At 65.4% G+C, this 26882-nt stretch carries 22 protein-coding genes and 1 tRNA gene; 12 read left to right on the forward strand and 11 right to left on the reverse strand.

Features of this window, described 5'->3' with window-relative positions; translation table 11 throughout:
- Positions 1-35: 35 nt before the first annotated feature.
- The 3 genes from Q9S78_RS01995 to Q9S78_RS02005 are packed head-to-tail and all read left to right on the forward strand — an operon-like array spanning position 36 to position 1623.
- Positions 36-821 carry a class E sortase gene (locus Q9S78_RS01995; protein WP_311868573.1) on the forward strand — a complete coding sequence of 262 codons (786 nt, stop codon included), beginning with the start codon at positions 36-38 and terminating at the stop codon, positions 819-821.
- A complete protein-coding gene (locus Q9S78_RS02000; RefSeq protein WP_020097610.1) occupies positions 821-988 on the forward strand; it encodes a hypothetical protein in 168 nt (55 codons plus the stop codon). The genes Q9S78_RS01995 and Q9S78_RS02000 overlap by 1 nt, the downstream gene beginning before the upstream one ends.
- The gene (locus Q9S78_RS02005) at positions 985-1623 is read left to right on the forward strand and encodes an anthranilate synthase component II (protein ID WP_311858451.1); all 639 of its coding nucleotides are present in this window, start codon (positions 985-987) and stop codon (positions 1621-1623) included. The genes Q9S78_RS02000 and Q9S78_RS02005 overlap by 4 nt, the downstream gene beginning before the upstream one ends.
- Before the next feature lie 10 nt (positions 1624-1633).
- On the opposite strand, the gene pknB is transcribed toward Q9S78_RS02005, so the two are convergent.
- The 7 genes from pknB to Q9S78_RS02040 all read right to left on the reverse strand — a co-directional run bounded on the left by pknB (position 1634) and on the right by Q9S78_RS02040 (position 10594).
- The gene (gene pknB / locus Q9S78_RS02010; RefSeq protein ID WP_028497432.1) at positions 1634-3331 is read right to left on the reverse strand and encodes a Stk1 family PASTA domain-containing Ser/Thr kinase; all 1698 of its coding nucleotides are present in this window, start codon (positions 3329-3331) and stop codon (positions 1634-1636) included.
- A gap of 88 nt (positions 3332-3419) precedes the next feature.
- The gene (locus Q9S78_RS02015; RefSeq protein ID WP_311868577.1) at positions 3420-5267 is read right to left on the reverse strand and encodes a protein kinase domain-containing protein; all 1848 of its coding nucleotides are present in this window, start codon (positions 5265-5267) and stop codon (positions 3420-3422) included.
- Positions 5264-6718: a peptidoglycan D,D-transpeptidase FtsI family protein gene (locus tag Q9S78_RS02020; RefSeq protein ID WP_020097614.1), complete on the reverse strand. Its 1455-nt coding sequence runs from the start codon at positions 6716-6718 to the stop codon at positions 5264-5266. The genes Q9S78_RS02015 and Q9S78_RS02020 overlap by 4 nt, the downstream gene beginning before the upstream one ends.
- Positions 6715-8091: an FtsW/RodA/SpoVE family cell cycle protein gene (locus Q9S78_RS02025; RefSeq protein WP_020097615.1), complete on the reverse strand. Its 1377-nt coding sequence runs from the start codon at positions 8089-8091 to the stop codon at positions 6715-6717. The genes Q9S78_RS02020 and Q9S78_RS02025 overlap by 4 nt, the downstream gene beginning before the upstream one ends.
- A complete protein-coding gene (locus Q9S78_RS02030; RefSeq protein ID WP_018187824.1) occupies positions 8088-9317 on the reverse strand; it encodes a PP2C family protein-serine/threonine phosphatase in 1230 nt (409 codons plus the stop codon). Before Q9S78_RS02030 ends, Q9S78_RS02025 begins: the two co-directional genes overlap by 4 nt.
- Before the next feature lie 12 nt (positions 9318-9329).
- On the reverse strand, positions 9330-9866 hold the full coding sequence (locus Q9S78_RS02035) for an FHA domain-containing protein FhaB/FipA (RefSeq protein WP_311868581.1): 537 nt from the start codon (positions 9864-9866) through the stop codon (positions 9330-9332).
- Positions 9863-10594 carry an FhaA domain-containing protein gene (locus tag Q9S78_RS02040; RefSeq protein ID WP_116227805.1) on the reverse strand — a complete coding sequence of 244 codons (732 nt, stop codon included), beginning with the start codon at positions 10592-10594 and terminating at the stop codon, positions 9863-9865. Before Q9S78_RS02040 ends, Q9S78_RS02035 begins: the two co-directional genes overlap by 4 nt.
- Positions 10595-10737: 143 nt before the next feature.
- On the opposite strand from Q9S78_RS02040, the gene Q9S78_RS02045 reads away from it, so the two are divergent.
- Positions 10738-10821 (forward strand) — tRNA-Leu (locus Q9S78_RS02045).
- A gap of 225 nt (positions 10822-11046) precedes the next feature.
- On the opposite strand, the gene Q9S78_RS02050 is transcribed toward Q9S78_RS02045, so the two are convergent.
- Both Q9S78_RS02050 and Q9S78_RS02055 read right to left on the reverse strand, forming a co-directional pair.
- On the reverse strand, positions 11047-12684 hold the full coding sequence (locus Q9S78_RS02050) for a hypothetical protein (RefSeq protein ID WP_311868585.1): 1638 nt from the start codon (positions 12682-12684) through the stop codon (positions 11047-11049).
- Positions 12681-13778: a tyrosine-type recombinase/integrase gene (locus Q9S78_RS02055; protein WP_311868587.1), complete on the reverse strand. Its 1098-nt coding sequence runs from the start codon at positions 13776-13778 to the stop codon at positions 12681-12683. Before Q9S78_RS02055 ends, Q9S78_RS02050 begins: the two co-directional genes overlap by 4 nt.
- Before the next feature lie 111 nt (positions 13779-13889).
- Between Q9S78_RS02055 and Q9S78_RS02060 the strand changes: the two genes are divergently transcribed.
- The 6 genes from Q9S78_RS02060 to Q9S78_RS02080 all read left to right on the forward strand — a co-directional run bounded on the left by Q9S78_RS02060 (position 13890) and on the right by Q9S78_RS02080 (position 17973).
- A complete protein-coding gene (locus Q9S78_RS02060; RefSeq protein ID WP_311868590.1) occupies positions 13890-14396 on the forward strand; it encodes a hypothetical protein in 507 nt (168 codons plus the stop codon).
- A gap of 124 nt (positions 14397-14520) precedes the next feature.
- The gene (locus Q9S78_RS14290) at positions 14521-14778 is read left to right on the forward strand and encodes a helix-turn-helix domain-containing protein (RefSeq protein ID WP_376716525.1); all 258 of its coding nucleotides are present in this window, start codon (positions 14521-14523) and stop codon (positions 14776-14778) included.
- A gap of 659 nt (positions 14779-15437) precedes the next feature.
- Positions 15438-16250 (forward strand): metallophosphoesterase family protein, encoded by an 813-nt coding sequence (locus tag Q9S78_RS02065; RefSeq protein ID WP_311868593.1) that lies wholly within the window; start codon positions 15438-15440, stop codon positions 16248-16250.
- 2 nt (positions 16251-16252) lie between these two features.
- On the forward strand, positions 16253-17161 hold the full coding sequence (locus Q9S78_RS02070) for a hypothetical protein (protein WP_311868596.1): 909 nt from the start codon (positions 16253-16255) through the stop codon (positions 17159-17161).
- A complete protein-coding gene (locus Q9S78_RS02075) occupies positions 17158-17739 on the forward strand; it encodes a hypothetical protein (protein ID WP_311868598.1) in 582 nt (193 codons plus the stop codon). Before Q9S78_RS02070 ends, Q9S78_RS02075 begins: the two co-directional genes overlap by 4 nt.
- Positions 17740-17808: 69 nt before the next feature.
- Positions 17809-17973, forward strand: a complete 165-nt coding sequence (locus tag Q9S78_RS02080; protein ID WP_311868600.1) for a hypothetical protein — start codon at positions 17809-17811, stop codon at positions 17971-17973.
- A 645-nt stretch (positions 17974-18618) separates the two neighbouring features.
- Here Q9S78_RS02080 and Q9S78_RS02085 read toward each other — a convergent pair.
- Together Q9S78_RS02085 and Q9S78_RS02090 are read right to left on the reverse strand one after the other, a co-directional pair.
- A complete protein-coding gene (locus Q9S78_RS02085; protein WP_311868602.1) occupies positions 18619-22758 on the reverse strand; it encodes a bifunctional RecB family nuclease/DEAD/DEAH box helicase in 4140 nt (1379 codons plus the stop codon).
- Between the two features lie 134 nt (positions 22759-22892).
- Positions 22893-24914: a hypothetical protein gene (locus Q9S78_RS02090; RefSeq protein ID WP_311868604.1), complete on the reverse strand. Its 2022-nt coding sequence runs from the start codon at positions 24912-24914 to the stop codon at positions 22893-22895.
- A 246-nt stretch (positions 24915-25160) separates the two neighbouring features.
- Between Q9S78_RS02090 and Q9S78_RS02095 the strand changes: the two genes are divergently transcribed.
- Both Q9S78_RS02095 and Q9S78_RS02100 read left to right on the forward strand, forming a co-directional pair.
- A complete protein-coding gene (locus Q9S78_RS02095; RefSeq protein ID WP_311868606.1) occupies positions 25161-25862 on the forward strand; it encodes a TIR domain-containing protein in 702 nt (233 codons plus the stop codon).
- Between the two features lie 178 nt (positions 25863-26040).
- The gene (locus Q9S78_RS02100) at positions 26041-26874 is read left to right on the forward strand and encodes a hypothetical protein (protein WP_311868608.1); all 834 of its coding nucleotides are present in this window, start codon (positions 26041-26043) and stop codon (positions 26872-26874) included.
- Positions 26875-26882: the final 8 nt, after the last annotated feature.

Here is a 26882-nt window from a genome sequence, read left to right on the forward strand (position 1 = left end):
GCCCTGTTTCAGCCTGCGCTGGCTAAACTCCGATCGTGACCGCCTCCTCGCCCACGGAGCACCAGACCCGACGCACTCGTCGGAACCGTCCTCGTCCACGTGCCACCGTCCTGAGCTTCGTCGGTGAGATCCTGCTGACGCTCGGTGTCGTGACCCTCCTCTACGTCACGTGGCACACCTGGATCGGTGATGCGATCGTGCAGGGCGAACAGCATGCGGCCGCGCAGGCGCTGGCTGATCAGTGGGCCGCCGAGGGTGACCCGACCCCCGACGCCTCGGCCCCCTCGACGCCGGCGCCGGACGACCCGGCGGCGATCCCGACCCTGGGAGATCAGAAGCACGCCGAGGTGTTCGGCATCATGAAGGTGCCGCGCTTCGGCAAGGACTGGCAGTTCAAGATCGCCTCCGGCATTTCGCGCCCCGACATCCTCGACCGCGGTGAGATCGGGCATTACCCCGACACCGCCATGCCCGGGGCGGAGGGCAATACGGTCTACGCCGCGCACCGCTGGACCTCGGGTGCGCCGTTCGATCCGATCGACCGGCTCGTCATCGGCGACGCCCTCGTCATCCAGACCAAGGCCGGCTGGTACACGTACCGCTTCCGTTCCCTCGAATACGTGCAGGACACCCAGATCCAGGTGCTCCTCCCCGTCCCCAACAAAGAAGGCGTCGCCGCGAACGGTCGTTACCTGACGCTCACGAGCTGCGCGCCGAAGCTGAACTCCCTGGAGCGCATCATCGCCTACGCCGTCTTCGACGAGTTCACTCCCGCGGCCGCCGGTCCGCCGGCCGCGCTGACCGCCGGGGTGGGTGCCTGATGTACGCGGCATTGTGGCGCGTGCTCCCGGGTCCGTGGTGGGTACGGGTGCTGATCCTGCTGGTCCTCGCGGCCATCATCTTGTATCTGCTCTACTTCTACGTCTTCCCCTGGGTGTTCCAGACGGTGTGGCCCAGCGAGGAGTCCACCGTCGGCGGCGGCGGGTGAGCGGCGGCATCCGGGTACTGGTCGTCGACAACCACGACAGTTTCGTCCACACCCTGATCGGCTACCTCCTAGAGCTCGGGGCCGAGGTCGACATGGTCGAGTCGGATGCCGCCGATGCCGTCGGCCGCGTCGGTGCAGCCGACGCCGTGCTCATCTCTCCCGGTCCCGGTACCCCCGAGGGTGCGGGAGCGTCGATCGCCATCGTGGAGCGGTGCGCGAACAGGGCCACCCCGCTCCTCGGGGTGTGCCTGGGACACCAAGCGATCGCGGTCGCCTTCGGCGGGGTCGTCTCGCATGCGGCCGACCTGATGCACGGGCGGACGTCGCTCGTGCACCACGACGGTTCCGGTGTCTTCTCGGGTCTGCCGCGGCCGTTCACCGCCACTCGGTACCACTCGCTCGCCGTGGGGCGCGCGTCGCTGCCCGTCGACCTGCGGGTCACGGCGTGGACCGACTCCGGCACCGTCATGGGCCTGGCCCATCGGTCGCTGCCGATCGAGGGGGTGCAGTTCCACCCCGAGAGCGTCCTCACCGAAGGCGGTTACCAGCTGCTCGGCACCTGGCTGGAGGGCGTCGGACTGCCGGATGCCGCGCGTCGGGGTGCGAGCTTGAGCCCGCATCGGGCGGTCGGCTGAGCCTGAGGCGTCAGCCGCTGCAGGTCGTGAGGGTGATCTCGGACCCGACCGGCACCTCGCCGATCGCGGACTGCACCTTCACCATCCGCGGGTCGGTCGCGGGGCACGACGGATCCTCCTGCACCACCGGATCGAGGTTGTACTGGTCGGACTCGAGGATCTCGACGGCCTTGTCGACCGTGTAGTTGAGCGCGAAGTCCTCGACGGTGACCGTGCCGGTGGCGACGACCAGGTCGACCGCGCTCCCCTTCGGGATCTCCTGCCCGTCGGTCACCGCGGCGCCGTTCACAGACCCGCTGATCACAACGTCGGCCGCCAGCCGCGGATCGTTGCGCCGGGTGATCGAGCCGAGCTTCAGGCCGGCCTGCTCGAGCGAGGAGGTGACCTCCGAGACGGTGAGATTCGCGAGCGCGGGGACGGCTGCCTTCTCGACGCCCTGCGACACGTAGACCGTCACCTGCTCGCCGGGTGCGACCGTGGTCCCTGCAACGGGATCGGTGCGGACGACGGCGCCTTCGGGCACGTCGGCGCTCGTCTCGTCGATCTGCTGCGGAACGAGTTTGGCCTTGTCGATCACCTGTTCCGCGCGGTCCCAGGTCATGGTGACGACGTCGGGCACCGTCAGGGCGTTGGGCGTGACCGTGCCCTCGTCGGGTCGGAGCGTGTTCACCCAGATGAAGACGGAGACCAGCAGCACCGCGAGCATCGCGATGCCCGCCCACACCCACGCGACGGGCGGTCCCGACTGGGTGCGGCGCATCGTGTCGTCGCTGGTGAGCTGACGCAGCGACCGCGCCGTCTCGGCGGCCTGCTTCGGATCGGGGCCGTAGAGCTCGTTGCTGAGCGATTCGACGCGGCGCTTGCTCGGAGCCTTGCGTCCGGTCGCGGCCGCAAGGGCGTCGCGGAACGCGACGGCCGTCTGCGGACGCTGGAACGGATCCTTCGCGAGCGCGCGGAGCACTAGGGCGTCGAGCGAGCGCGGGACGGTGTCGACCAGCTCGGACGGCGGAACCGGAGCCTCGGAGACGTGCTGGTACGCGACGGCGATCGGGTTCTCGCCGCGGAACGGCGGCTGCCCGGTGAGCAGCTCGTACAGGACGATCCCCGCCGAGTAGATGTCTGCGCGGGCGTCGACCGGGTCGCCCTTGGCCATCTCGGGCGAGAAGTACGACGCGGTCCCGATGATCGCCGTGGTCTCGGCGACCGTCGACGACGAGTCCGACACCGCGCGCGCGATGCCGAAGTCCATGACCTTCACCTGACCGGCATCCGTCACCATGACGTTGCCGGGTTTGATGTCGCGGTGGACGACGCCGGCGCGATGCGAGTACTCGAGCGCCTCGAGGATGCCGTCGGTGTACCGCAGCGCGTCCTCGAGCGGAACCGGGCCGTCGCTGATGATGTCCTTCAGCAGGTGCCCGGTGACGAGCTCCATGACGATGTACGGCTCGGGATGCGGCTGGCCCGCGGCATCCGTCCTCGTCTCCTCGCCGGCGTCGTAGACACGGACGATCGCGGGATGCGACATGCGCGACGCCGACTGCGCCTCGAGCCGGAACCGCGTGCGGAAGGCGCTGTCTGCGGCCAGGTCGGCCTCGAGGATCTTGATGGCGACTGGACGACCGAGGGTCAGGTCCTGTCCGCGGTACACGGAAGCCATGCCACCCCGGCCGATGAGGTCATCGACTCGGTAGCGGCCCGACAGCACGCGTGACGTAACGGACACTTCACTCCCCGGAATGGAACCCGGACAGCCTATCCGACCGTGTTCGAAAGCCTGCTGAATGCGGTCGTGATCAGCCGTCGCTGCCGTTGCCGCCGCCGTCGCCACCGTCAGCGGGAGGGGTCTCCTCCTGAGCGGGGACGATGGATGCCGCAGCCTCCGACGACTCTCCCGAGACCCGTTCGGTGCCCTCGCCGTTGCAGGTGACGTTGTAGGTGACCGAAAGGGCCTGACTGTTCGTGCCGACGACGACCTCCTGCGGACGGTCGCCGATCGCGAAGCTCGCGGTCGACTCGCCGTTCTTCTGGAAGACGCCCCCCGAGAGGGTCATCGTGTAGCTCGTGGCCTGCGGTGCGCCGGCGGGGCAGGTGTAGCTGTCCCACATGATCCGCACGGTCGACCCGGCGGTGACGGTTCCGTCGTCGTTGCCGCCCTGGATGCTCGGCGCTGCGGGCGTCTCCATCTGAGCCGTCTTGTCGTAGTACAGCAGGGTGATCTCACGATCGAACTGCACGTTGCCCGTGGGGTTGATGCTGTAGACCGTGCCGACCTGGTCGTCGGTGTTCGCCTGGTCGCCGCGCTCGCAGACGACGTTGGCGAATCCGTTGTCGTTGAGGATCTGCCTCGCGTCTTCGCACGACTTGCCCTCGATGTCGAAGGACTCGGGATCGGCCGAGGTCGGCGCCGCGGGCGTCGACGGCGGCGGCGAGGACGGCGGCGGGCTGGAGACCGGGGCCGGGCTGCTGGGCGGCGGCGTGGCCGGTCCCGTCTCGCCGGTCGGTTGGAAGAGGGTGACGAGGGCACCGATCAGCACGACGGCCAGCAGGACGATGAGGGCCACGAGGGGCCAGGTCCACGGGCTGCGCTTCTTCTTGGCGGGCTGCGAGCGAGCGGGCTGCTCGGTCGCGAGGGCGGCCGTCCCGGTTCCGACGCCTGCCGCTGCGCCGACGCCGGCGGCTGCTCCGGCCGCTCCGGCCGCGCCCGCAGAGGGGAGCAGGCGGGTCGTCGCGTCGGTGCCGTTGTTGGACGTCAGGAGCTGCGTGAAGGCATCCGGTGACACGGCGCCGGCGATCGCCGGAACGATCGCGGCCGCGCCGGCGACATCGCCGCGGCGGAGTGCACCTGCCGCGCGGGCGACGGCCGAGGTCGACGCCGGACGCTCGTCGGGCTTCTTCGCGATCATGCTCATCACGAAGCGCTGCACGGGCTCCGAGATCGTGTCGGGAAGCGGCGGCGGGGTGTCGTTGATCTGCGCCATCGCGATCGCGACCTGCGATTCGCCCGTGAACGGGCGTCGGCCGGCCAGCAGCTCGTACGCGACGATGCCGAGCGAGTAGATGTCGGTCGAGGGGGATGCCGCGTGACCCGACGCCTGCTCGGGCGAGAGGTACTGGACCGTGCCCATGACCTGACCGGTTGCCGTGAGGGGCACCTGATCGGCGATGCGCGCGATGCCGAAGTCGGTGATCTTCACGCGACCGTCGGGCGTGATGAGCAGGTTGCCGGGCTTGATGTCGCGGTGGACGAGGCCTGCGGCGTGGGCGGCCTGCAGCGCCGAGGCGGTCTGCGCGACGATGTCGAGCGTCTTGTCGGTCGACAGCGCGCCCTCGCGCTCGAGGATCGTCGACAGGGCTTCGCCGGGGACGAGTTCCATCACGAGGAACGCGGAGCCGTTCTCCTCGCCGTAATCGAAGACGCTGGCGATGCCCTCGTGGTTGACGAGCGCGGCGTGGCGGGCCTCGGCGCGGAAACGCTCGAGGAACCCGGGGTCGCCCATGTACTCGTCTTTGAGGATCTTGATGGCGACGGTACGCCCGATGACGTGGTCGGTGGCCTCCCAGACCTCGCCCATGCCGCCGATCGCGATCCGCGAAGCCAGTTCGTACCGTCCGCCGAAGCTCACACCCTGCGTCGGTCTCATTCGCTCAGCACCGCCTCAATCACTTTCTTCGCGATCGGGGCCGCGATCCCGTTGCTCGTTCCGTTCTGGCCGAGCCCACCACCGTTCTCCACCATCACCGTGACGACCACCTTGGGGTCCTCCGCGGGGGCGAAACCGGTGAACCACAGCGTGTACGGGTCCCCCGGATCGTGCTCCGCCGTTCCGGTCTTCCCGGCGACGTCGACTCCGTCTATTCTCGCACCCGACGCGGCGCCGTTTTTGACATTGCCGATCATCAGCTGCGTCATCGTCTGGGCCACCTCGGGCGACACGGCCCGGCCGAACTCGGTGTCGGCGGGCTCGTCCTGAACCGTCAGGTCCGACGCGACGACGCGGTCGACCATGCGCGGGTTCATGACGACGCCGTCGTTCGCGATCCCCGCGGCGACCATGGCCATCTGCAGCGGCGTCGCGCGGACATCCGTCTGGCCGATGCCGCTCAGCGCGGTCTGCGGCTCATCGAAGCCCTCACGGTAGCTGGACGCGGTCACGTCGAGCGGGATCTCGAAGGCCGAGTTGAACCCGAACTTCTGCGCCTGCTCCCGGATCGCGTCAGTGCCGAGCTCAAGCGCGAGCTCGGCCATGGGGATGTTGCAGCTGAGCCGCAGAGCTGTCTCGAGCGTCGTCTTCTCGCCCGGACCGCACGTGCCGCGATCGAAGTTGTGCAGGACGTTCGTCGTTCCGGGGAGCGTGAAGGTGGCGGGGTTGTCAAACGTCGAGTCCGGCGTGTACTTGCCCGACGCGAGCGCCGCCGAGGCGACCACGAGCTTGAACGTCGACCCGGGGGGCTCGGTCTCGCGCGTCACCCGGTTGGTGAGGGGACGCAGCGGGTCGGCCTGCAGCTTCTGATCCGCCGCGTTCACGGACGAGCTGTTGTGCGAGGCGAGCAGGTTCGTGTCGTAGCTGGGGCTCGTGGCCATCGCGAGGATGCGACCGGTGTCGGGCTCCATCGCGACGACCGCGCCCTCGAGACCGTCGAGCGCGTCGTAGGCGACCTTCTGGACCTTCGGGTCGAGCGAGAGGAGGACGTTCGATCCGCGCGCCGGCTGACCGCTGACGATCTGGTCGAGACGGGTCAGGAACTGCTGGCTTCCCGTTCCGGCGAGGGCCGCGTTCATGGCGTACTCCATGCCCGTCGACGAGCGGAGGACGGGGTTGATGAACCCCGTCACGGGCGCCCACATCTCGGCATCCGGGTACGTCCGGATCCAGCTGTAGACGTCGTCGCTCGGCTTCGACGAGGCGATCGCCGTGCTGCCCGCGTAGACCGTGCCGCGCTGCACCTCGTACGAGTCGTACAGGGTGCGGCGGTTCTCCCGGTTCTCGTTGAGCTGACCGGCCAGGGCCACCTGGATGACACTCGTCGCCGCGAACAGGCTGAGGAACATGAAGAGCACGACGACGCTCAGTCGGCGGAGTTGCTTGGTCATCCGATCACCACCCGGGGCCTGGAGCGAACCGCATCCGAGATCCGGAGGAGGATCGCGATGATGAGGAAGTTCGCGATGAGCGACGAACCGCCCGCCGCGAGGAACGGCATGGTCAGACCCGTGAGCGGGATGACGCGTGTGACACCGCCGACCATGATGAACACCTGCAGGGCGAGCGTGAACGAGAGCCCGGTCGCGAGGAGCTTGCCGAAGTCGTCCTGACCGGCGATGCCGATGCGGATGCCGCGGCTCACGAACACCATGTAGAGCGCGAGGATCGCGAACACACCGACGAGGCCGAGCTCTTCACCGAGGCTCGGCAGGATGTAGTCGTTGTGCGCGAGCGGTGTCAGGTCGGGGCGGCCGAGGCCCCATCCGGTGCCGATCAGTCCGCCGTGCGCGAGACCGAAGATGCCCGACACGAGCTGGTAGCTGCTGCCGTTGATGTAGTCGGGGTTGAACGCGTCGAGCCAGTTCGAGAAGCGGGACCCGACGTAGGGCAGGATCCGCGATGCGACGATCGCGCCGCCCGCCGCGAGGAGGACCCCGAGGATCGCCCAGCTGGCCTTTCCCGTCGCGACGTAGAGCATCGCGATGAACATTCCGAAGATCAGGATGCCGGTGCCCAGGTCGCGCTGCAGAACGATGATCCCGAGCGAGACCCCCCAGATGATCAACAGGGGGCCGAGCTGGCGGGCCTTCGGCCACGTGATGCCGAGGAACTTCGTGCCGACGGAGCTGAGCGCCTCGCGGGTGCGCACGAGGTACCCCGCGAAGAAGACGGCGAGGCAGATCTTCGCGAGTTCACCGGGCTGGAACGAGAAGACGCCGCCGATCGACACCCAGACGTCCGCGCCGGCCTTGATGCCGAGCCCCGGCACGAAGGGAAGCAGGAGCAGCAGGATGCCGCTGAGGCCGAACACGTAGGTGTAGCGGAAGAGGACGCGGTAGTTGCGGAGGAAGATGACGATGAGGATCGCGCCGGCGATGGCGATTGCCGCCCACACGAGCTGACGGAAACCGAGCGATCCCCAGCCCGCACGGTCCTCGGCGATGTCGAGGCGGTAGATCATCGCGATCCCGAGACCGGTCAGCAGCGTCGCGATCGGCAGGACGAACGGGTCGGCGTCGCGCGCGCAGATCCGCGTGACGATGTGCATAGCGAAGGCGAGTCCGGCCAGGCCGCCGCAGTACGAGAGGAACGTCGGGTCGATCTGGTCGCGGGTGCCCAGCTGGACGAGGATGACCGCGACGGTCGTCACGACGATGGCGAACAGGAGCAGCCCCAGCTCGCGGTTGCGCTGGGTGGCCGGCATCCGCAGTTTGCGCAGTGCCTTGATGACCGTGGTGTCGGTCTCTACCGAGGCTGTCATGGGGTCCCCTGGCGGAGGTTGTCGACGATCGCCTGCGCGTCGGCGAGGGATCGTGCGGAGATGGTCTGCTCGACCGACTGCCGCTCGAGGGCGTCCAGGTCGGCGAGGAGGATGTTCGTGTCCTCGTAGGGTGTCGACAGCGAGATCGGGCCGATGTCCTGCTGGATGCCGCGGTAGATCACGACGCTGTCGTCGTCGGCGCCGATGAAGTACCGCGTCTGCGTCCAGGCGTAGCCCGCGAACACACCTGCGGCGATGACCGCGATGATCGCGAGGAAGCCGACGAACCACCAGACGCGACGGCGCCGGGCACGACGGCGGTCCTCCTCGATGAGTTCCTCGAGGTACTCCGCCGCCGGCTCAAAGTGGCTCGGCTCGTTGGCCGCCTGGCGCCCGGTCTGGAACCAGCCGGTACGCGCCGGTCGCGCGACGGGGATCTCGATGCCCTTCGGCGTCGCGGCGGAACCGACGATCGTCGCGGTCCCGCTGTACATCGGATGCCGCCCGCCCACGTCCACGAGGACGATCGTGACGTTGTCGGGGGCACCGGCATCCAACGCCAGCTTCAAGAGCATGTCGGCGGTGCGGCCGGGGGCGAGGTCCTGCCGGAGGACCTTGGCGGTCTGCGCATCGTCGACGACGCCGCAGAGACCGTCGGAGCAGATCAGCCAGCGGTCGCCGGGCTGGGTCTGCATGATGAAGGCGTCGACCTCGGGGTCGGTGCCCATGTCGCCGAGGACGCGCATGAGGACGGAGCGCCGCGGGTGGTACCGCGCTTCTTCGGGCGTGATGCGTCCCGAGTCGACGAGACGCTGCACGAAGGTGTGGTCCGTCGTGATCTGAGTGAGCACGCCGTCGCGGAAGAGGTAGACGCGCGAGTCGCCGATGTGGGCGATGACGGCGTACTCGTCGACCATGAGGACGGCGCTGACCGTCGTTCCCATACCGGCCAGCTCGGGACGCTCGGCGACCGTGTCGACGAGGACGTGCGCCGCATCCACGATCGACTCGCGGAGTTCGCGCTCGGCCTCGGCCGGAGTCGGGAAGCCGTGGTCGAGGCCTTCGAGGTGGTGGACGGCGATGCTCGAGGCGATGTCGCCACCGGCGTGGCCGCCCATGCCGTCGGCGACGACGAACAGGTTCGAGCCGGAGAAGCCCGAGTCCTGATTGTTGGACCGGACCTTCCCGGTATGGGAGATCGCGGCGCTCGAACCCTCGAAGACCATCGGTGCGGGCCGTTACTTCCGCAGCTCGAACGTCGTTGCGCCGACCTTGATGGGCGCTCCGACGATCACGGGGACGGGAGAGGCGACGCGCTCGCCGTCGTGCCAGGTGCCGTTGGTGGAATCGAGGTCCTGCACCATCCACTGCTCGCCCCAGAGGACGAGGCGCGCGTGGTGGCTCGAGGTGTAGTCATCGCGGATGACGAGACCAGATTCGCTCGAGCGGCCGATCGTCAAGGGCTCGTCGCCAAGGGGGAGTTCGAGACCCGCCTTCGGACCGCTCGTGATGACGATGCGGGAGACCGTGGTGCGGGTGGCCTTCTGCGGCCCGCTGGGGGCGGCGGGGCGATTGGTGATCGGCGAGACGATCGACGTCTCGGCGTTGGCCGGCGCTGTCGCCACGGGGCCGGGCGCAGCGGCGACGGGCTCGGGCATCTTGCGGACCTTGACACCGAACAGATCGGCGCGCAGCGAGTAGACCACCGCGAAGACGAAGAACCACAGCAGGATGAGGAACCCGATCTGCAGCAGAAGGAGCGTCAGTTCACTCATGCCTGGCCTCCGATGTCGAACATGCGGGTCGCGGGATCCTGCGGCCGCGGGGGGATGCGGGAGGCCTGCGCAACGACGCGGAAGGTGATGCGCGTGCGCCCGATGGTGACGACGGAGTCCGGCTCGAGTGCCGCCTCCGAGACTTTGACACCGTTGAGCTGCGTGCCGTTGGTGGAGCCGAGATCACGGACCATCGCGCGGCGGCCGTCCCAGAGGATCTCGACGTGCCGGCGGCTGGTGCCGGCGTCGGAGATCGTGATGTCGGCATCCGTCCCCCGGCCGATGACCGTGCGGCTGGCCGTGAGAGGGTGCTGGGTGCCGTCGATCTCGACGACACCGTGCCACGAGACGTCGTCGACGCTCGCGGAGGCGGAATCGACGCGGACCGTCCCGGTGCTGAGCGACTCGTCGGGGTTGATCCGCAGCGACACGGGCCCGGCGAAACTGTACTGCTGGCTCTTCGCGTGGGCTTCGACGAGCTGCAGCAGCTCGTCGTGCAGGGCACGGCCCAGCGTCCCCATGCGCTCGTGGTCCGTTGGCGCGAGCCGGACGACCAGCGTGTTGGGAACGAGGATGCGGTCTCGCGAGACGACGGCGGCCTTCGCGTCGAGCTCGGCCCGCAGTGCCGAGGCGATCTCGACAGGCTGCACACCGCTGCGGAAGGTCTTGGCGAACGCACCGTTCACGGCGCGCTCGATTCCCTTCTCGAAGCTGTCAAGTAGTCCCACGGGGCTCCTCAGGCAGTCTGGACCGGTGCTCACATGCTAGTTGTCGACCCTGGCAGGGTCTGGGGAACAAGGCTGCGGCTGTTTCTCCGGCGGGCTCGCGCCATGATATCCTCGGAAAGTTGATCCCGTGGCGACACGGGTTCGCGCGAGTGGCGGAATAGGCAGACGCGCTGGCTTCAGGTGCCAGTGCCCGAAAGGGCGTGGGGGTTCAACTCCCCCCTCGCGCACAGACGGGTCTGTGTGCAAATACAGGCAGTAGCTGTGTGGAAATCAATAGGCAGAGCCGGTCGGTCATGAAAATCCCGACCGGCTTCGTCGTTTCTGGGCTAATCGGCCGCTTTGAATGCTGATCCTCGTGATCCGAAGGGCACTTACCCAACACGAGTAGCCCCTTTCGGGGCTGCTCGCTTCTGTTCAGTTAGTGTCGGGGTTCAGCGCCCCGGTGGACGGCGCTACTCGGCCCGGTTTCTCATTCGCTGCCTCAGCTCCTTCTCGCCGAGCGCCGCGACGGCCTGCGCCTCGATGAAGCTGACGATGCGTCGCATGTTGGAGACGGCGAACGCCATGGCTGAGGTGAGTGCGTGGTACGCGTATCCGCGCGCTCGTCGCTTCTCGGGGTTACCGAGGTCGGTTTCCGCGTCGGCCTTAACGTACTGGTTGTTCGATTCGACGTGGCTGCGGAGTCCGTGCCATTCCTTCCACTGTTCGGACTTGAAGGCGAAGCCGCTCAGGTGCTTGATGACGCGCATCGCCTCTTCGGTGTTCGGGTGGAGCGTGAAGGTCGTCTTCTTGAGCTTCGGCTTGACGGGGTTCTTGGTGGCGGGGTCGATGCACATGGCTCCGGACAGGTCCGGGTAGGTGAAGCGCTGGCTTCCGTCCGCCGCTGGCTTTCCCTTGTCCTTCAGCTCGTAGGCCTTGCGCTTCTCGATGAGGCTCTCGTAGGTGTCTCGGCTGATCTTGCCGTCGAGAAAGTCCTTGCGTGCGGTCTTCTGCGCGGGCGGCATCCACTTCACGTAGGGGCGACCGCCGATGAAGATGACATCGTCAATCGCGCCCTGCACGTCTGACTCCTTCTTCTTGTAGTTGTAGACACCGCGGAACCCCATCTGACGGGTGGGCAGCTGAAATCCCGGTGTCTTCGAGCCGTTGTAGGCGCGGTCGGCCATCATGTACCCGCGTTCGGTGAACTCGCGGGCATGGGCCTCCATCGCGATGCGGGGTCCGTGCTTGATGCGGCCGGGGTGGTGGAACGCGAGCCCGGTGGTCAGGATGGGGAAGCTGTTCGGCTGCTTGGGGCTGTTGGGGACCGTAACCACGGTCTGCATCTCCCACCCGGCCTTGTCGGTGACCTTCCCCTTGCCGTCGTGCTTGCCACCTCGGCGATAACGGCCGCTCATCGCGTCGAGGTTCCGGCGGTCCTCGTGGTCGTAGTTCTTTCCCGGGTTCGGCCGACCGGCCACCTCGATGAGGGTCCCGTCGATGGCGATGTTGCCGCTGTACATCGCGCGGATGTCTGCGGGAAGCCGGCGGACGGTGGCATGGACCAGCATGTTCATCAGCTCGTCCATCCGGTCGCGCTTGGACTGCGAGTACGACTTCAGCGCACGCTTGTACTGCTTCGCGGTCAGGTGGTGCTTCTTGTCGACCTTCCAGGGCTCGCAGAGCTCCAGCATGCGGTTCATCGCGCGCCAGTACCTGCAGTACCAGTCCCGCCTGCTGCCCCACTTCTTGGGCAGCTCGAGGTATGCCCTGGTCTCGGGGGTCATCTGGGCGTAGAGGGTGCGGGCGATGTGGTCGTAGCGGTTGTTCTTGTCGTCGATGTGCATCATGTACAGGACGAGCACTGCCCGGAAGGTGAAGAGGGGCTTGCGACCCGCGTTGGACTTCCGGTCCTCCTGGTCCCACTCCTCGAGTGCCTGGACGGCACCGGACTCATCCACGAGGGTGCCGTAGAGCTGCATGCGTTCGAGTGACGTGAGGGGGGAGTCTCGGATGAGGCTGTAGTCCTCGAGCACGTACCCCGTGGCCTCGAGCATGTGACGGTCGAAGCGCTCCATCGCGGTCTCCGCCGCGGCGACCACGGCGGTCACGCCTCGACCTCGCCACGAAGTGCGCGCCGGTAATCGGCATCCGTGTTGGGCTCGATGTACTCGAGCATCAGCCAGAGGTCCTGCCACTTCCTGGCGCCCGCAGCGCGGTAGAGGTCCTTGAGGGGGACGGCCGCCTCGAGGTGACGGACCACCCAGGTGTGGCGGAGCCGGTCCGCGCGCGGAGGCTTCCCGTTGCTGCGTTCGGTGAAGGTGGAGGTGAGGTTGTTCGTGGTGCTGCGGGTGATGGCACCCCAGAGGGTTTCGTCGGCGGGGCTGCGCTCGAGCAGCGCGACCATCCACTCCTCCCACTCCGCCATCAGCGGCACCACGCGGGGCTCGTCGGTGCGAACGTTGATGAGGATGCCGCCGTCGTCGACCGTGATGTCGGACGGATAGATGAGCGGAATCTCGCTGGGGCGGATTCCCGCTCCGGCGCACAGAACGAGCATGACCATCGCGCGGTCGCGCTTCTTGTCGGTGAGCTGGCTGGTGGCCCACTCCCGGAATTGGGCCATCTCGGACTTGGTGTAGGGGGCGCCGGCCTTGCGCTTGTTCAGCGGCGTCGGCTTCTCCGGGTGTTCCTCGGGCAGCAGCACTTCGCTGACTCGCATGAGGCGGGAGCGGTAGTTGCGGCGCGTGCCTTCGCTCCGGTCACGGTTCGCGGTAGTCGAGTAGATGTCGATAGCGCGGACGGACCAGATGACGTGCGGGTTCAGCGGCCAGCCGTTGTCGCGGACGCACCACTTCACGTAGCGGGTCACCGTCTCCATCAGGAGGGTCGCGGCATAGGCGGTGTGGGGTGCGGCGAGGGCGACGGAGTCGCGGATGAAGTCGTGCAGGTCAGCGGAGTCGTCTCCGAGCTTCTGACCCTTCACGACGTTCAGCGCTTCCGGCGGGAGGGCTTCGTAGCTGCACCGCGAGACGGTGCGAGCGAGGCGCTTGGGCAGGTTCTTGCTCGCGTACTTGCCGATGTGCTCCGCGAGCGTCTCGGAGTGCCGGGCGGCCTCCGAGGTGTCGCCCCAGCGGGAGAGGCGATTGCGGTAGATAGGGGCGGACGGGGTGGACTCGTTGTTGTTCTGATATTCGTCGGACACCTCCCCCCTAGGCGGCCCGACGAAAAGTGCTGCGAGCAGTTTGATCGGTATTCGCATCGCCGTCGGAATAACGTCATCTGTATTTGAATGGCGTCAGGATTTGGCCGCAGAGTGTTCTCGATCGGAGGGCACTTAATGGCGACGCGAGAATCCGAAGTGGGATTCGTGCCGCGCGAGATGTTCGCGCAGCCGAAGGCCTTCGGTTCGGTGCACACGGTGCCCGCTGTTGCCGACGGGGTGGAGGAGTCGGATTGGCGATTCCGCGCTGCTGTCGCGCAGCATCTATTCGCGCACGCCGTAAACGAGAACCTTCGCATGCGGGGCCACCACAGGGGAGAGTTCCTCGCCCCATTCGCGGATGTTCGGAGCCTCAGCGCCGGAAGAATGGGGCGCGTCCTCCGCGGCGAGCAGATCGCGACGATCGCGGACATCTTGTTCTGGGGTGGACATTTCCCCCACGTGCTCAAGCGGCTCAATGAGTATCTCGACTGGTGGGTGAAGGAGCCCGAGCGCATCCGCGAGGAACTCGAGAAGCGTGAGGAGCTCGAGCAGCGGGCGCTGCGCGGGCAGCAGGACCAGCGCCAGTGGCCCGGGCGACCTGCGAGGCGGACGCCATGACGGCAGGCTTTACCACACACTCGGTGCTCCCGCCGACATCGACATGCCTCCGCATGTTAGACCTGATGAAAAAGGTCAGGCAACCCCGGCTTTCCGGGACTAGATCAGAGACTGTGTCCCTGCGGTGACTTGGGACGATGATCGCGCTCGTCGTCTGGGAGCGGCCGTGCGAGCTCTCCGCCTGAGGGCTGGCTTCTCTCAGCAGCAGCTGGCGACCTTGTCCGGCATCACGAAGAACCAGCTGCAGATCATCGAGGCCGGGAGGTCATCGGGAGCGAAGGACAGTACGGGTCCGTCGAACCCTGGCATGGCCACCCTCACTCGCCTCGCCGACGTCTTCGGCATAAGCGTGTCCGGTCTTCTCATGGCGGCTGATCTCTGAGTCGGCTCGCCCGGGCACCTTCATAGTCACACTCTCCGGAGCGACCGCGCATGGAGTCCGTATGGGCCAACACCTTCAGCAAGACCGTCTATCCGTCGTCGTCCCCGCCAACGCGAGAACGCAGTCCGCATCACGTCGGCCAGGACCCGGCGAGTCTCGTCAGTTCTATTCGGAACGGCCGGAGTCGGACCCGTTCGCTTTCGCTGCCCCCTTCGAGGCTCTCCTCTTACGTGCGCCAGCGGAGCTCACGACGGACGAGAAGGCGGCGTGCGCGTCGCTGATCGAGGTGATGGATCAGACGTGTGGCCGAGGCTCTCCGACCCTCAGACGATGGGCGCGGCTGGGTAACGAGGTCTGGTTCCTGGCCAGAACCCTTGGCAGGATGCCGCGACCTGGAGATGACGGGGCGGAGCCCCGCCACTTCCGCTGGATGACTAATCAGCACCGGGATCAACTGAACTCCTTTGAGCGGGCATTCGTGGAGAGCATGCCGGGGTGGGTGTATCCCGAGCAACTTGTGATCTCGGCCGCGCGCGAACGCTCCTGATCGGCGCAGGCCGCAAGCGTCGATATCCCTCAGGTGAGCGGATACTTGACCTGATTAATGTGGTCGGTCATGATCAGTCGACACGGGTTCCGCCCAGTATCGAGGAGGACACATGAAGGTCTTGGAGACCGCGGCCGTCATCAACCTCCCTGATCGCCGCGTTGCAGTCTGCGGAGACTGGCACGGTCAATCTGGCTGGGCCCGGCTGGTGCTCAGGGGCCTCTCGCGAATCGCACCAGACGTGTCCACCGTGATCCATGCCGGCGACTGGTCGATGAACCTCAGCAAGAGTGACGAGATCTGCGCCGCGTTCGGGATCGAGCGGGTCCTCGTGGTTCCGGGTAACCACGACTACCCCGCCCTGTCGAACGTGCTGAATGCGCACCCCGGTGTGGCCGTTCGTGAGAGTCGAAGCACCTGGCTATTGCCCAGGCCCTTCAGGATTGGTGTGGGCGGTCGAACCGTTCTGGCCCTGTCCGGTGCCACCTCGGTCGACCGGTACTGGCGGCTCCCGAAGGAGTGGTCGTCAGACGAGACCATCCGGGATGAGGATGTGGCCGCGGCTATCAGCGGGGGGCCTGCGGACATCATGGTCACCCACGAATCCCCGTCTGACACCCCGGTCCGAGCAGTCCGTCACATCCTTCGAACGAACCCTCTCGGTTTCCCTCGCGAGTCAATCGTCGAGTCGGCCGCGTCGCGCGTGCGTGTCCGTCAGGTGTGGGATGCCGTCAACCCGAAGCTCGCATTTCACGGGCACATGCACGCCCCAGGCGGGGGCACCACCCCGGATGGCCGTCGACTGATCAGCCTGGGCTGCAACGGGCAGGAAGGCAATGTGGCGATCGTGGACTTGCGTGATCTGTCCGTCGAGGTGCCGTCGCTGCGTGAGCTCCGCGCTCACGAAGCAGAGACGGAGAAGTAGCGGTGGGTGCGGGCACGGAGAGCGAGCCAGTCGATGACCGGTACCGACCGGTCGTCGCGATCGAGCTGGAGGGTCTGCTCGCCGTCGACAAGGACCCGCCACCGCGCTTCGCGGCGATGACGTACCCCCGCGAGGCCGAGACGCCCGATGACGCCGGGGAGACGGAGTGCAGTGAGGGTGATGAGCCCGGTCGGGGGGACCGCTGGGGGTGGCTGTCGCATGAGGGGCGATCGTGGGTGCTCAGCCTTCTTGCCCGCGGTATCGAGGTTGTCTGGTGGTCACGGTGGCATGACTCTGGGTACGAGTACTTCGGTCACGCCCCGGGCCTGCCGCGGATGCCTTCGGCGCGACATCCAGACAAGTCCGGCGACCCGTCGCCTAGCGAGTTCGTGGAGTCACCGCTCCACACGCGGGCCAAGGGACGCCCGCTGCTAATCGTCACCAACCTCCGACTACAGAAGATCGAGGAGGACTACATCCGCTCGCGCCGGCCCGCAGACCGCGCGATCACGGCGCTGAGGACGATCACGCGCTCCGACGAACACACCCTCACCACGATGGCGGAAATGGATGCGTGGCTCGCCCTCAGTCGCACCGCCCCGGGCCAGGAGGCTCTGCGACGTCACCGACGGAGGACGCGCGCGCGGCCTCCCCGCGACGCGCCACGGACCGTGCCGATCGGAGGACGGCTTCCCCCTAGGGCTGAAGTCGACTTCCTCAACCAACGGTTCCCGATGGTGGACGCGTGGGTTACGCAACTCATCGGCGGGATCCAAGGTGTGCTCCAGGAGCGAGGCTACGACCTGGCTGACCTCGGCTCCGTCAAGGAGATCGTGGGACTGATCGAGGCCGTGATCAAGCAAGCCGATAACGCACGCAAGACCGACTCGAACAGGAAGACAGACGCATGAACGAATCGAACCGCCCTATCATCGCCTTCGACTTCGACGGCGTGATCCGTATCCCAAACGCGAGGCCCGGCCAGGAGTACCGCGACAACATCCTCACCGCCGAGATTGCGATCAGTGAGGACGCGTTCCCGACCGAACACCACATGCCACCTCTCTGGGACGAGCACGGCCTCTGGCGCGAAAGGCATTCCTTCTCAGGCGTCGCCATCGACTGGATCCGCAGCCTCCTGACCAGGGACGTCGAAGTCGTTTGGGCCACCACGTGGGTCCACTACGTCAACCAGCACTTCGCCGGCCCGCTCGGGCTCCCAACCCTGCCCGTCGCCGTCGTCAACGATGGCATCCACGACGAGGACGCGATCATCTGGAAGGCGAGGCAGCTCGCCGAGTACCGACCAGGCCACCCGCTGCTCTGGATCGACGATGAGATCGAACCCACCTGGGCAGGTGCCTTTCACCTCGTCCGGCGACAGGGTGGAGGCGACGCCACCCGGTACCACCGCGTCACAGACCGAGAGTGCGGATTCACCCCAGCCGACGCCGACGCGTGTGAGCAGTGGCTATCGACCTGGCTGTGACAGGCCGCCCGGATGCAGAGCGTGTGGACAACTCCGAGCCTCCGGTTCTTTGCGCTAGAGTCGCCACGCATGATGGTGGATGACGGCTTCGACGACGCACAGCAACCCCGGTGCGAACACTGCGGCACCGTTATGCGCGACAGTGTCGGCGGCTACAGCTGCTCGCATTGCGACCTCATCGTTCTCCGCACCGCCGCCGGCGGTCGCTCCTCAGGAGAAACCACCGCCGACTAGTCTCCGCTCGAGCGCGGTGACTGGATGATGCCCTTCAGGTCAGGATAGATCCCGGCCGGAGGTGGACCGGGTGACAGCGTGGAGATGTACCTGCGGTGAACTCGCATCGTTGCGGAACGTAGCGAGCTGGCGGGACTCAGCTCAGTCTCCCGAAACCAGCAGCGGTAGAAGACCAGCGCGCCTGACCGCCGGATCTCCACGTGCCCGTAGGGTTCACCGTCAGGCGTCCGGAGCTCCCACCAACCCGGGCGATCCTCCCATGACGCGAGCAGAGGGTGCCATGGAGCCATAGCTCCCAGTTTCGCAGATTTGTTCTAGTCTCGTAAACCGGCATCGACGTCGCTCCCCTCAGCTTGACGGGGGCTTTGCGGCCGCCGATCCACCGATGAGGGGCTGTGTCGAACGCGGTGCGGAACCACGGAGAGGACCGAGTGCAGGGTCTCACACGAATCGATGTGGATGCTGATGAGGAGTGGGCGATGGCTTGGTCATGAGGCAGCGTGGGCCGGGGTGTTCGATCGGGTGGAGCTCGGCGCCTGAGTCCGAACTCTCGCACGGTCGTGTCGCGCGAGGTCGACGGGTTTGAAGATGGGCAACAACCTCGGTGCGGGTACTGCGGTCAGGAGCCTCGCCGGGTGGTTCAGGTCAGGTCCGCCAACGGCATTCCACGTCGACGTCACCCGTCGGGGATGGAAGACGGATCGCGATCTCGTCCGCGCAGAACACGTCGACGAAGTCTTTGAGCATCTCACTGGTGCGGATCGTTTCCAGGTCATTGCTGGTGTGCTGAATAATCTCCCGGCTGGCAAGCACGATGAGTTTGGCGCGGGCTCGTGTGGCGAGAACATTGAATCGATTGAGGTTATGCAGGAAGTCCTCTTCCTCCGCGACGGTATCCGGGTCTCCCACGGCGTAGGTGGCAATGATGACGTCACGTTCCTGACCCTGGAAGCGCTCCACGGTGTCGACCGCACCATCAATCCATCCGGGAACCCGCTCGTCGGAGGTGTCGGTCACGAACGCGGCACGCAGAAGCTCGATTATGCGGGAACGTTGCGCCCGGTGCAGGCTCACTATGCCTATGGCCTGGGTCCAGAAGTACTCTTCCGTCATGGGGGAGGCATCGGCGGTGCTGAGTCCTCGGGACAGGGTTGCGCGGTACCAGCGGACAAGACCCGCCACTGTGGCTGATTCGAAATCGTTCCACTGGCCCGAAACCCCCTCCACATACGTAAGGGCAACGGCGACCCGGCTCGGATCTGCCGCCTCGAGTAGGTGCGAGCTGACCTCGAGACTGTCGCGTACACCGGCGAGATCGACATCGTCTCGGTACTGAATGCGCAAATTGGGAGAGTGGGCGTGCAACGCGTCTGGATATCCTGCGAGCTTGCCGAGTTCGACGATCGTGCTGTTCGAACGGTAGTTCACCAACAGCTTCTCCTGAGGAACTCCCTGGTCCAAGAGCAGGTAGTTGTAGATGGAACCGACCTTGTTTTCCAATCCAAGCGGGGGTTCAGCCGCGTGGATGGGGGCAAGCTGAAGATGATCACCAGCGACGATCAACTGCGCACCAGGACTGGCGCCAGACAGCAACAGGAGAGCATGGCCCACATCGAGTTGGCCGGCCTCGTCGATGATGATGACGTCAAAGGTCGCGCGGTTCCCGCGTTCGCCCCGTGTGGTGATCGCAGAATGGAGCTGCTCTGTCGTGCCGAACACGAATACAGGGGAACCCGAGTCGAGATCCTCAATGAAGTCGCCGTACTCGGGGGTGTTGCGCTGGACGTTCATGTCCGGAGCGAGCCAGCTCGGAGATTCTCGCGAGCCTGAACTGAGGCGACGCACCAGTACCTCCGCTCCCAAGTTGGGGATGAGGCTCTGAAGGACGGTGTCGATCGCGGTGTAGGTGAAGGCAGCGACAGCGACACGAAGCGGCTGGCCCGTGGCTGCGAAGCCCTGGAGTATGGAACGGACGGTCGCCGTCTTGCCGGTTCCAGGAGGACCCCAAATGAGGGTCACGCGTCGGGACAGTGCGCTTTCCCACGCTGCAGATTGGGACTCGTTCAGTGCGGACACCACCGTCGCCGCGGTGGAGCGCACGGTCTGCATATCGCGTCCGACGTCCGTTGCATTCAGCGTCGCGGCGTCCCATAACAATTCACCCGCGGGGTGCTCGTCCCCGGCGCGCGGTCGTAGGGTTCTGCCCAAGGCAGAATCGATGAGGGGATCGCGAACTGATGCAGGTGGGTTGCCGATGTTTTTCGTCGCTTCCTCGAGTCGCTTGACGAAGAACTCCTTCTGAACGCTTTCGAGAGTTAGTAGACCGTGGCCTCGTAGAGCACCTGCCTGGAGCAGCTGAAGTCGTATGTCAGCGCGATTGCCCCACGTGTCGAGGTCGACGACTAGCGTGCCGGAGTTCCTGTCAATGGCCACGATGGTCGCCCCGAGGACATCCCCGAGCGTGGTGCGATAATCGTCACGCCCCGCCCACCACGCGCTCAGACCGGGAATGCTAACGCGGCGCACAAAACTGTTCACCGTAGTGTCGAGGTCCATGGCCAGGCCCTCAGGAACCACGGCCCAGGAGAAATCACCGGGTTTCACCTTCACGTCGACGCTTCCCGGGCGTAACCGGAAGACACGTCGGTTCGGCAGAGCTGGAAGGCTCAGCCCTTCAAGCTCGACTCCCCGCTCTTGTCCCGTGATTTCCGTCAACACGGCGGTCTCGAACTTAGCTTCCTTCTCCTCGGTAGGTAGCGCTCGTACTTGTGCTGCGTCGAGCTTCGCCACGGCGCGGTCAAGCTTTGCGTAGGCGACGAGAAGCACTCCGAGAGGGCTTGTCGCCCCCTGCAACGCCGGCGCCGAGAGCTGGCGGAGCTGAGGTGCGCGACGAGCGTTCCGGTCGCGAAAGGCATCGGTGAGGATCCCTGTCACCTCACTAAGTGCGCGCAGTTTGGTTGAGACCGTCTGGAGCAGGCGCGATGACAGCTCGGCGGGCGTCGGCGCTGATGGGGCGCGACGGGGGTTCCAGACCTGATGAGCGCGCTCCGGAGGAATCTGGTCCGTGAAGGGATCTTCCCAGAAGGCAGGCACGTTCAAGGGGTAGGGCGAATCCCCGTCGCGCAATTGGCGTGCCACTCCAAGGAGGGTGTAGGTGTGCGCGAGGTCGAGCGCCAGCGTGGCCTTGGCCGCATTACGGACGATGCTGACGGCGGGGGCCTCGGTCAGCACGGGACTATTGAGGATCTCATCGGGTGGGAATAGCCACACCAAGCGTTGGAGGCGTCCGCTAGCGAGTATTCGCTCAAGGTGGCGGCCGACGACGCGGGTCATGTGCTCGAACGTGACGGTGTCCCATACGTACACCTGGACTGTTTCAGTGTTGTCGCGGGCCGTGCACTCCTCGATGAGCGTCGAAAGATCATCGAGCAACGCAGAGAGTGCGTTCCATTCGGCATCTGGCGACTTGACGTCAGTGTGGTGGACACGGGTACGTCCGATGCTGGAAGGCTGCCAACCGCGTTCGAGCCAGGACCAGGACAATCCGAAGGCAAGACTCACCGCGCTGCCTGGATCAAAATCCGCTGTGAGGTAGATGCGTAGCCGTGCCCAGGAAGGGATTGCCGCGGTGGTGTAAACGTCCGAGTCGAGGGCAACTACATCAGCGCCGTTAAGCGCTTGTGCCCGTCTGCTGACGATCTGCCGCTGCCCCCGCAGTCGATGGTGCGAGTCGAAGGTCTCATCGGTTGTATCCATACCCGCCAGGTCTGTGACGGTCGTCGTTCCATGAGACCGGAGCACCTGAAAGGCACCGCGGGTAAGAAAGGGGATCCGGGAGAGATGTTGCTTCGCCTCAGCTTCGGGTAAGCAGTGACGCGGATCCCATGCGGATCCGCTGGTGCCCGGAGTTGTAGAAAACTTCTGACCGAGGTTCTCGCATCCCTGGCAGGCCGGAGTCACAGACCACGGCAAGCCCTCGAGACGTTCACCGAGAACGCGCGGAATGTCGACGCGCAGGACCCGTCTGACCTGCGCGAGGAAAGTACGCATTGGAACGGTTTCGAGGTCCTCGTGGAACGCATCGTAACGGGCCGATAGGGCAAGGCCGGCGGCTGTGGACGTTTGAAGAGCGGACTCCGCCTCGCTGCCCGGCCAGATTGCCGGGTGGGCGCTGACAAAGAACCGATCTGCGAGTCCTTCCTCCTCTAGGAACGCCGCCAGAGTCAGCGCGTAGTACGCAAGCTCCGCGAAGTAGCGTGGTCCAGGCTCACTGGTGAGCTTGACGTCGATGATCCGCAGGCCCAGGCGAGTGTCGCTCGCGTCGACAGCGAGGATGTCTCCTTCGACGCTCACTGCTCGAGATCCGAGTCCCGAATCGCGCGCCGCCACAACCTCTATCACATCAGGCCTGACTCTGGTGAATTGCAGCGGACCGGGCAGTTCGGCGAACACGATGGCGTCGAGATCGTGTTCACGACGGAACGTGGATGTGTCCGCTTGAAACTCTGTCTCTATGAGAAACTGTCCGACCCTCAGGCTTGGGGTGAGGAACTGCACCAGCGGCGCGGCGCGATACCGCAAACCGGGCTGTGTCGTGCTTCCCGTCACGGTGAAGGAGCCACCAAGGAGACTCGCTGCCCCGAACGCAGTTTGCAGGTCGTGGACTTTCGCCTGGCCCCATTCATCGCCGGCATCTTGGATACCCCTCAGCGCCGGTCGGACCTGACGATGTGGGAGACCCAACGCGACACGTTCATGAATGAATGACGCGTCGTCGGGGTGCATAGAGAGACGCAGTTGTCTCTCGCATCCCGATCCGACGAACTGCGTGATAGTTGTCTTCGCAACGCGAGGCATAGTCGCACCTTGTGACCGGCGTAGGGCTCGTCCCCCACGAGTGGCTCCACTCTACGCGGGACCTATGAAACCGGAGTCAAGGCACTTTCAAGTGTCACCGGCGCATCGCCTGCGTCCTCGTCGTTGTCCAGGAATGCAGCCACGAGTAAGGCGCGACGGAGATTCGCGACGTCCGGTCCCTTCAAGGACAGCTTCACCGCCCACTCGCGAGCCATGTCCTGGGCCGCGTGAACGACGTCCCTAGGACGCGAGGCGAGCGTACGCGTCGGGGATTCGTTCTGTTTCGAGAGCACGAACACGGCATCCCAGACCGTTGAGCCGTCCCGACGGTGCAGGCTCATGTCGCTGTCGCCGCGCAATGGAAAGACCGACACCGGGTGCAGACCACTGCCTCGCAAAGCCGTGCCAAGCGCGATCCACGCACTGGGGGCTGCGTGTTGAAAGGTGAAGACAAGTCGGCCACCGGGCTTGAGCACGCGCGCGGCCTCGGCAAAGCAGTCCTGGAGGCCCTCACTGAATTGAGGTTGATGTTCACTCCCGCGCCCCTTTGCCGCCAAACTGGCGGGCGACGGTCCGCCAGGGTCGACGATTGCGCCTGCCGCGGCAAGCCAAGGAATGAAGAAATCCGCCAGCTCCGAGTAGTCGATGTTGTCCAAGTAGGGCGGGTCGGTGAGAACAATGTCGACGCTCGCGTCAGGTATCTGCGAGAGGTTACGGCTGTCGTCGTTGAGCACGCGTGCGGTCCGCTTATTCGACGGCAGCGGCGAATCGATGAAGCCGGTAGACGTGTACTCCCGGGGATTCTTCGCGAAGGCGATGGCGTTCGCCACCTTCCTTAGAGCATTTGGAAAGGTGCCGCGACCGGTTCCGCGCAACCACGGGTTGAGCTCGACGGGGCGGCATGAGTGAGCGAAGGCGCGAAGGGAGAACAGGGGTGTGACCTGGCGCCACCGTTCGGTGTAGCGGGTGAGTAGACAGTTGGAGGTCAGATGATTAGAGAAGGCGAGCGCGTAGGAACGCTGATGTTCGCTGGAGAGGCTCGAGATCGCCGTCAACAGACGGTTGGCGTGGAGAAGCTGACGATCGGTGAAGAGCTCCGTGTAATTGCTGTAACCGTAGGAGGTCAGCCGGTCATCGCTTCGCCCGGCGCGGGGGATGCTGCGTGAGGGAAGTCGGTCGCTTTCGCGTACCAGGTCCCTCTGAGCCTGATCGAGGTTTGCGAAGTCAAGTTCGCTCGGGCGGTGAATCAGTCGTTCCCGGATGGGCACCGCCCGATGGGACGTTTGGCCAGCCGGAATGGATTCGACCGCAAAGAGCTCAAACTTCGGGCGAGCCCCAGTACGCCGGGAATGCTGAATGAGTGCTTCAGAGTGCGAGCACTGGGGACAGGACGCGACACCACGCCTGACATGGCCCTCCGCGATCACCGTATCCGCGCCGCACTGACACGCGAGCTTGGTGACTTCTTTACCGAGGCGATGGATTTCGCCGCATTCGCGGCAGATCGCGATCTGTGCATCGCCGTCGACAGCAATCCGAAAATTTGGATGCGCGTCATAACTGGCACTGCAGAGACCGCAGGAGATTCTCTGGACCCAGAAGTAATGTAGGCCAGTGCGCGGGTCTCCCTCTGGACCGACGGTGGCGTAAAGCGACTGCTGGGGAACCAGTTGTTCTGCGATATCCGCGTAGACATCCCACGGGTCCGGACAATCTTGGGCAGTGAGCTCGAACTCGGTGACGGCGCACGCTACAGGGTCGATGTCCGACCCAATGACGTTCGCGCCCAGACGGGAAGCCTCGTACAAACTGGTACCGCCGCCGACGAAGGGGTCCAGCACCGTCAGGCCGGTCAGCGAGGCGCCACTTTCGAACGCTTCCCAGAAGTCGCGCTCGGTCCTCGTCTGTGACCCCACCAGAAGTGCGCGCATCGCGGTGCCGAACCGACGCGCAAACCACTTGTGGGCGAGGTAAACCGGGCGGGGGCGGTGGGACTCGCGTCGCGCAAGTTCAGCCAGCTCGAGAATGGGCAGAGCGGTACTGTCCAGCAGGCTTGGCGTCTCGGCGGTCGGGGGGGTATTCATCGGCTACTCCATTGTGAAGGGTTCACCGAACCTATGCGCGGCCGAATGCTCGGATCTGACCGTTCCATGTCGTGAGCCCGACACCGCCAGCTCATGAAACGCTGCACGCACGCGACCACGTTCGGCGCCGACCGGCCGGGTGACCGGGCGGCTCGCCTGGGGTGGCCCCCGAGAGGTCACCTCCGCCTTGCCGCGCAGCCGGTGGACTCAGGGGATAGGTTGACTCCTGAGAAGAGGGGGCATGAAGTGAACCAGGCTGAAGTGGAAGCGCTGCTTACGCAACGAGGCGTCGAGTATGAGGTCAGGCAGCAAGATCACTGCACGCAGGTGCGGGCCCAATCGGGCGAGATGGTTAGCTTTTTTCACACCGGTACTGTGCTGATCCAGGGGAAGAAAACTGTTCTGCGGGAGGAGCTTCAGGCCTGGAAGGACGGCGGCGTCCCAAATCCAGAGCCGGGTGAAGCCACGGGTATCCAGCCGACGCCGGGTCCAAACAAGAACGTGTTCGTCGTGTATGGGCACGATACGGGTGCAACCGATTCTCTCGAGCTCCTCCTGCGCAAAATGGGGCTGAAGCCGATCATCTTGGCAAACCTCCCAGCGGCAGGGGACACAGTCATCGAGAAGCTCGAACGTTATCTCCGCCAGTCTGGCGACGTGGGATACGCGTGCGTACTGCTCACCGCGGACGACATTGGTCACGTGAAGTCGGACGCAACGAAGGCGCAAGCCCGGGCGCGCCAGAACGTCATACTCGAGCTAGGCATGGTGCTCGCCAATCTGGGCCGCAAGCGGGTCGCCATCCTCTACCAAGAGGACGTGGAGAAGCCGAGCGATATTCAAGGTCTGCTCTACCTCCCGTTCAAGGCAAAGATCGATGAAGTGAAGGCCAAGCTTTTCAAGGAACTTCAAGCTGCGGGCTACACCCCGGACCCTGAGGCCTTGTAACGAGGGGACAGGTAGGCGTTCGCAGCGTTGCTCTTCCGCACGTATGCGAGCCCAGGCGCAGGCTGTTGCGTCGCTGCAAGGCTTAGCGTCTCGGATCGCGTTTGCCCCCAGACTTCGGGTGCTGAGCCGCTACAAACCGATGTTTGCTCCTCAGCGAAATCGGTCGAGAAGGGATCAAATGTTCAGTCTGTTGGTTGGTCTGATCGACGGCACAGTTCCGTCGAGCAGGATGTTTGAACACACTCACGTGGATCTGCGCGATCGGTTCACCAATGATCTCTCCGGGCTCCATTCGGTACCAGCGCTCTGCATGCCTGAGGTTGGCGACGATCGATACCCGCAGGTGGCTCAGATCGGCTCGACGCTGGCCGTGAAACAGGTCAATCGTGAGCACCGCTTCAAGTTCGTTCCAGACCCGCGGTTCACGTCCATTCCGCTTTCCGTGGTCCAAGGGATTGCTTCCGAGTTGGGCATCAATGACTGGGAGCTCGTCCGAACTCATTGGGCCGTGAAAGAAGAGAATCTCTTCGAGGCTCTTTACGCGTCCCTTCAGCAGGCCCCGGAGGTGACTGGCGCGAAGGACGCGGGTGCCGTGAGTTTCCCGACCTCTGAGGCGCGCGATCGCTCCCTTGTCGCTGTGATGATGCCGTTCGATCCGGCGTTCGACATCGTCTACGAGACGATCTCAGCAGCGGCGGTTGACGCTGGCATGGTCACGGTCCGGGTTGACGACATCTGGGAACAAGACCACATTATGGGCGACGTGGCATCGATCCTGTGGCGCGCGCAGGTGGTGGTTGCGGATCTCACGGGCCGCAACACGAATGTGTTCTATGAAGCGGGCTTGGCACACGCGCTTCCGCGCCCCACGATCTTGTTGACGCAGAGCGCCGACGACGTACCGTTCGACCTCAAGTCGATCCGCTATTTACAGTATGGGCTGGGCAGCGAAGACCGGCGCCAGCTACGGGACAGGCTCGGCAAGCGACTACAGACACTGCAGCAACGGTAGGGGCTAGT

The sequence above is a fragment of the Microbacterium aquilitoris genome, from assembly GCF_031932285.1.
In the GTDB taxonomy this organism is placed as follows: domain Bacteria; phylum Actinomycetota; class Actinomycetes; order Actinomycetales; family Microbacteriaceae; genus Microbacterium; species Microbacterium aquilitoris.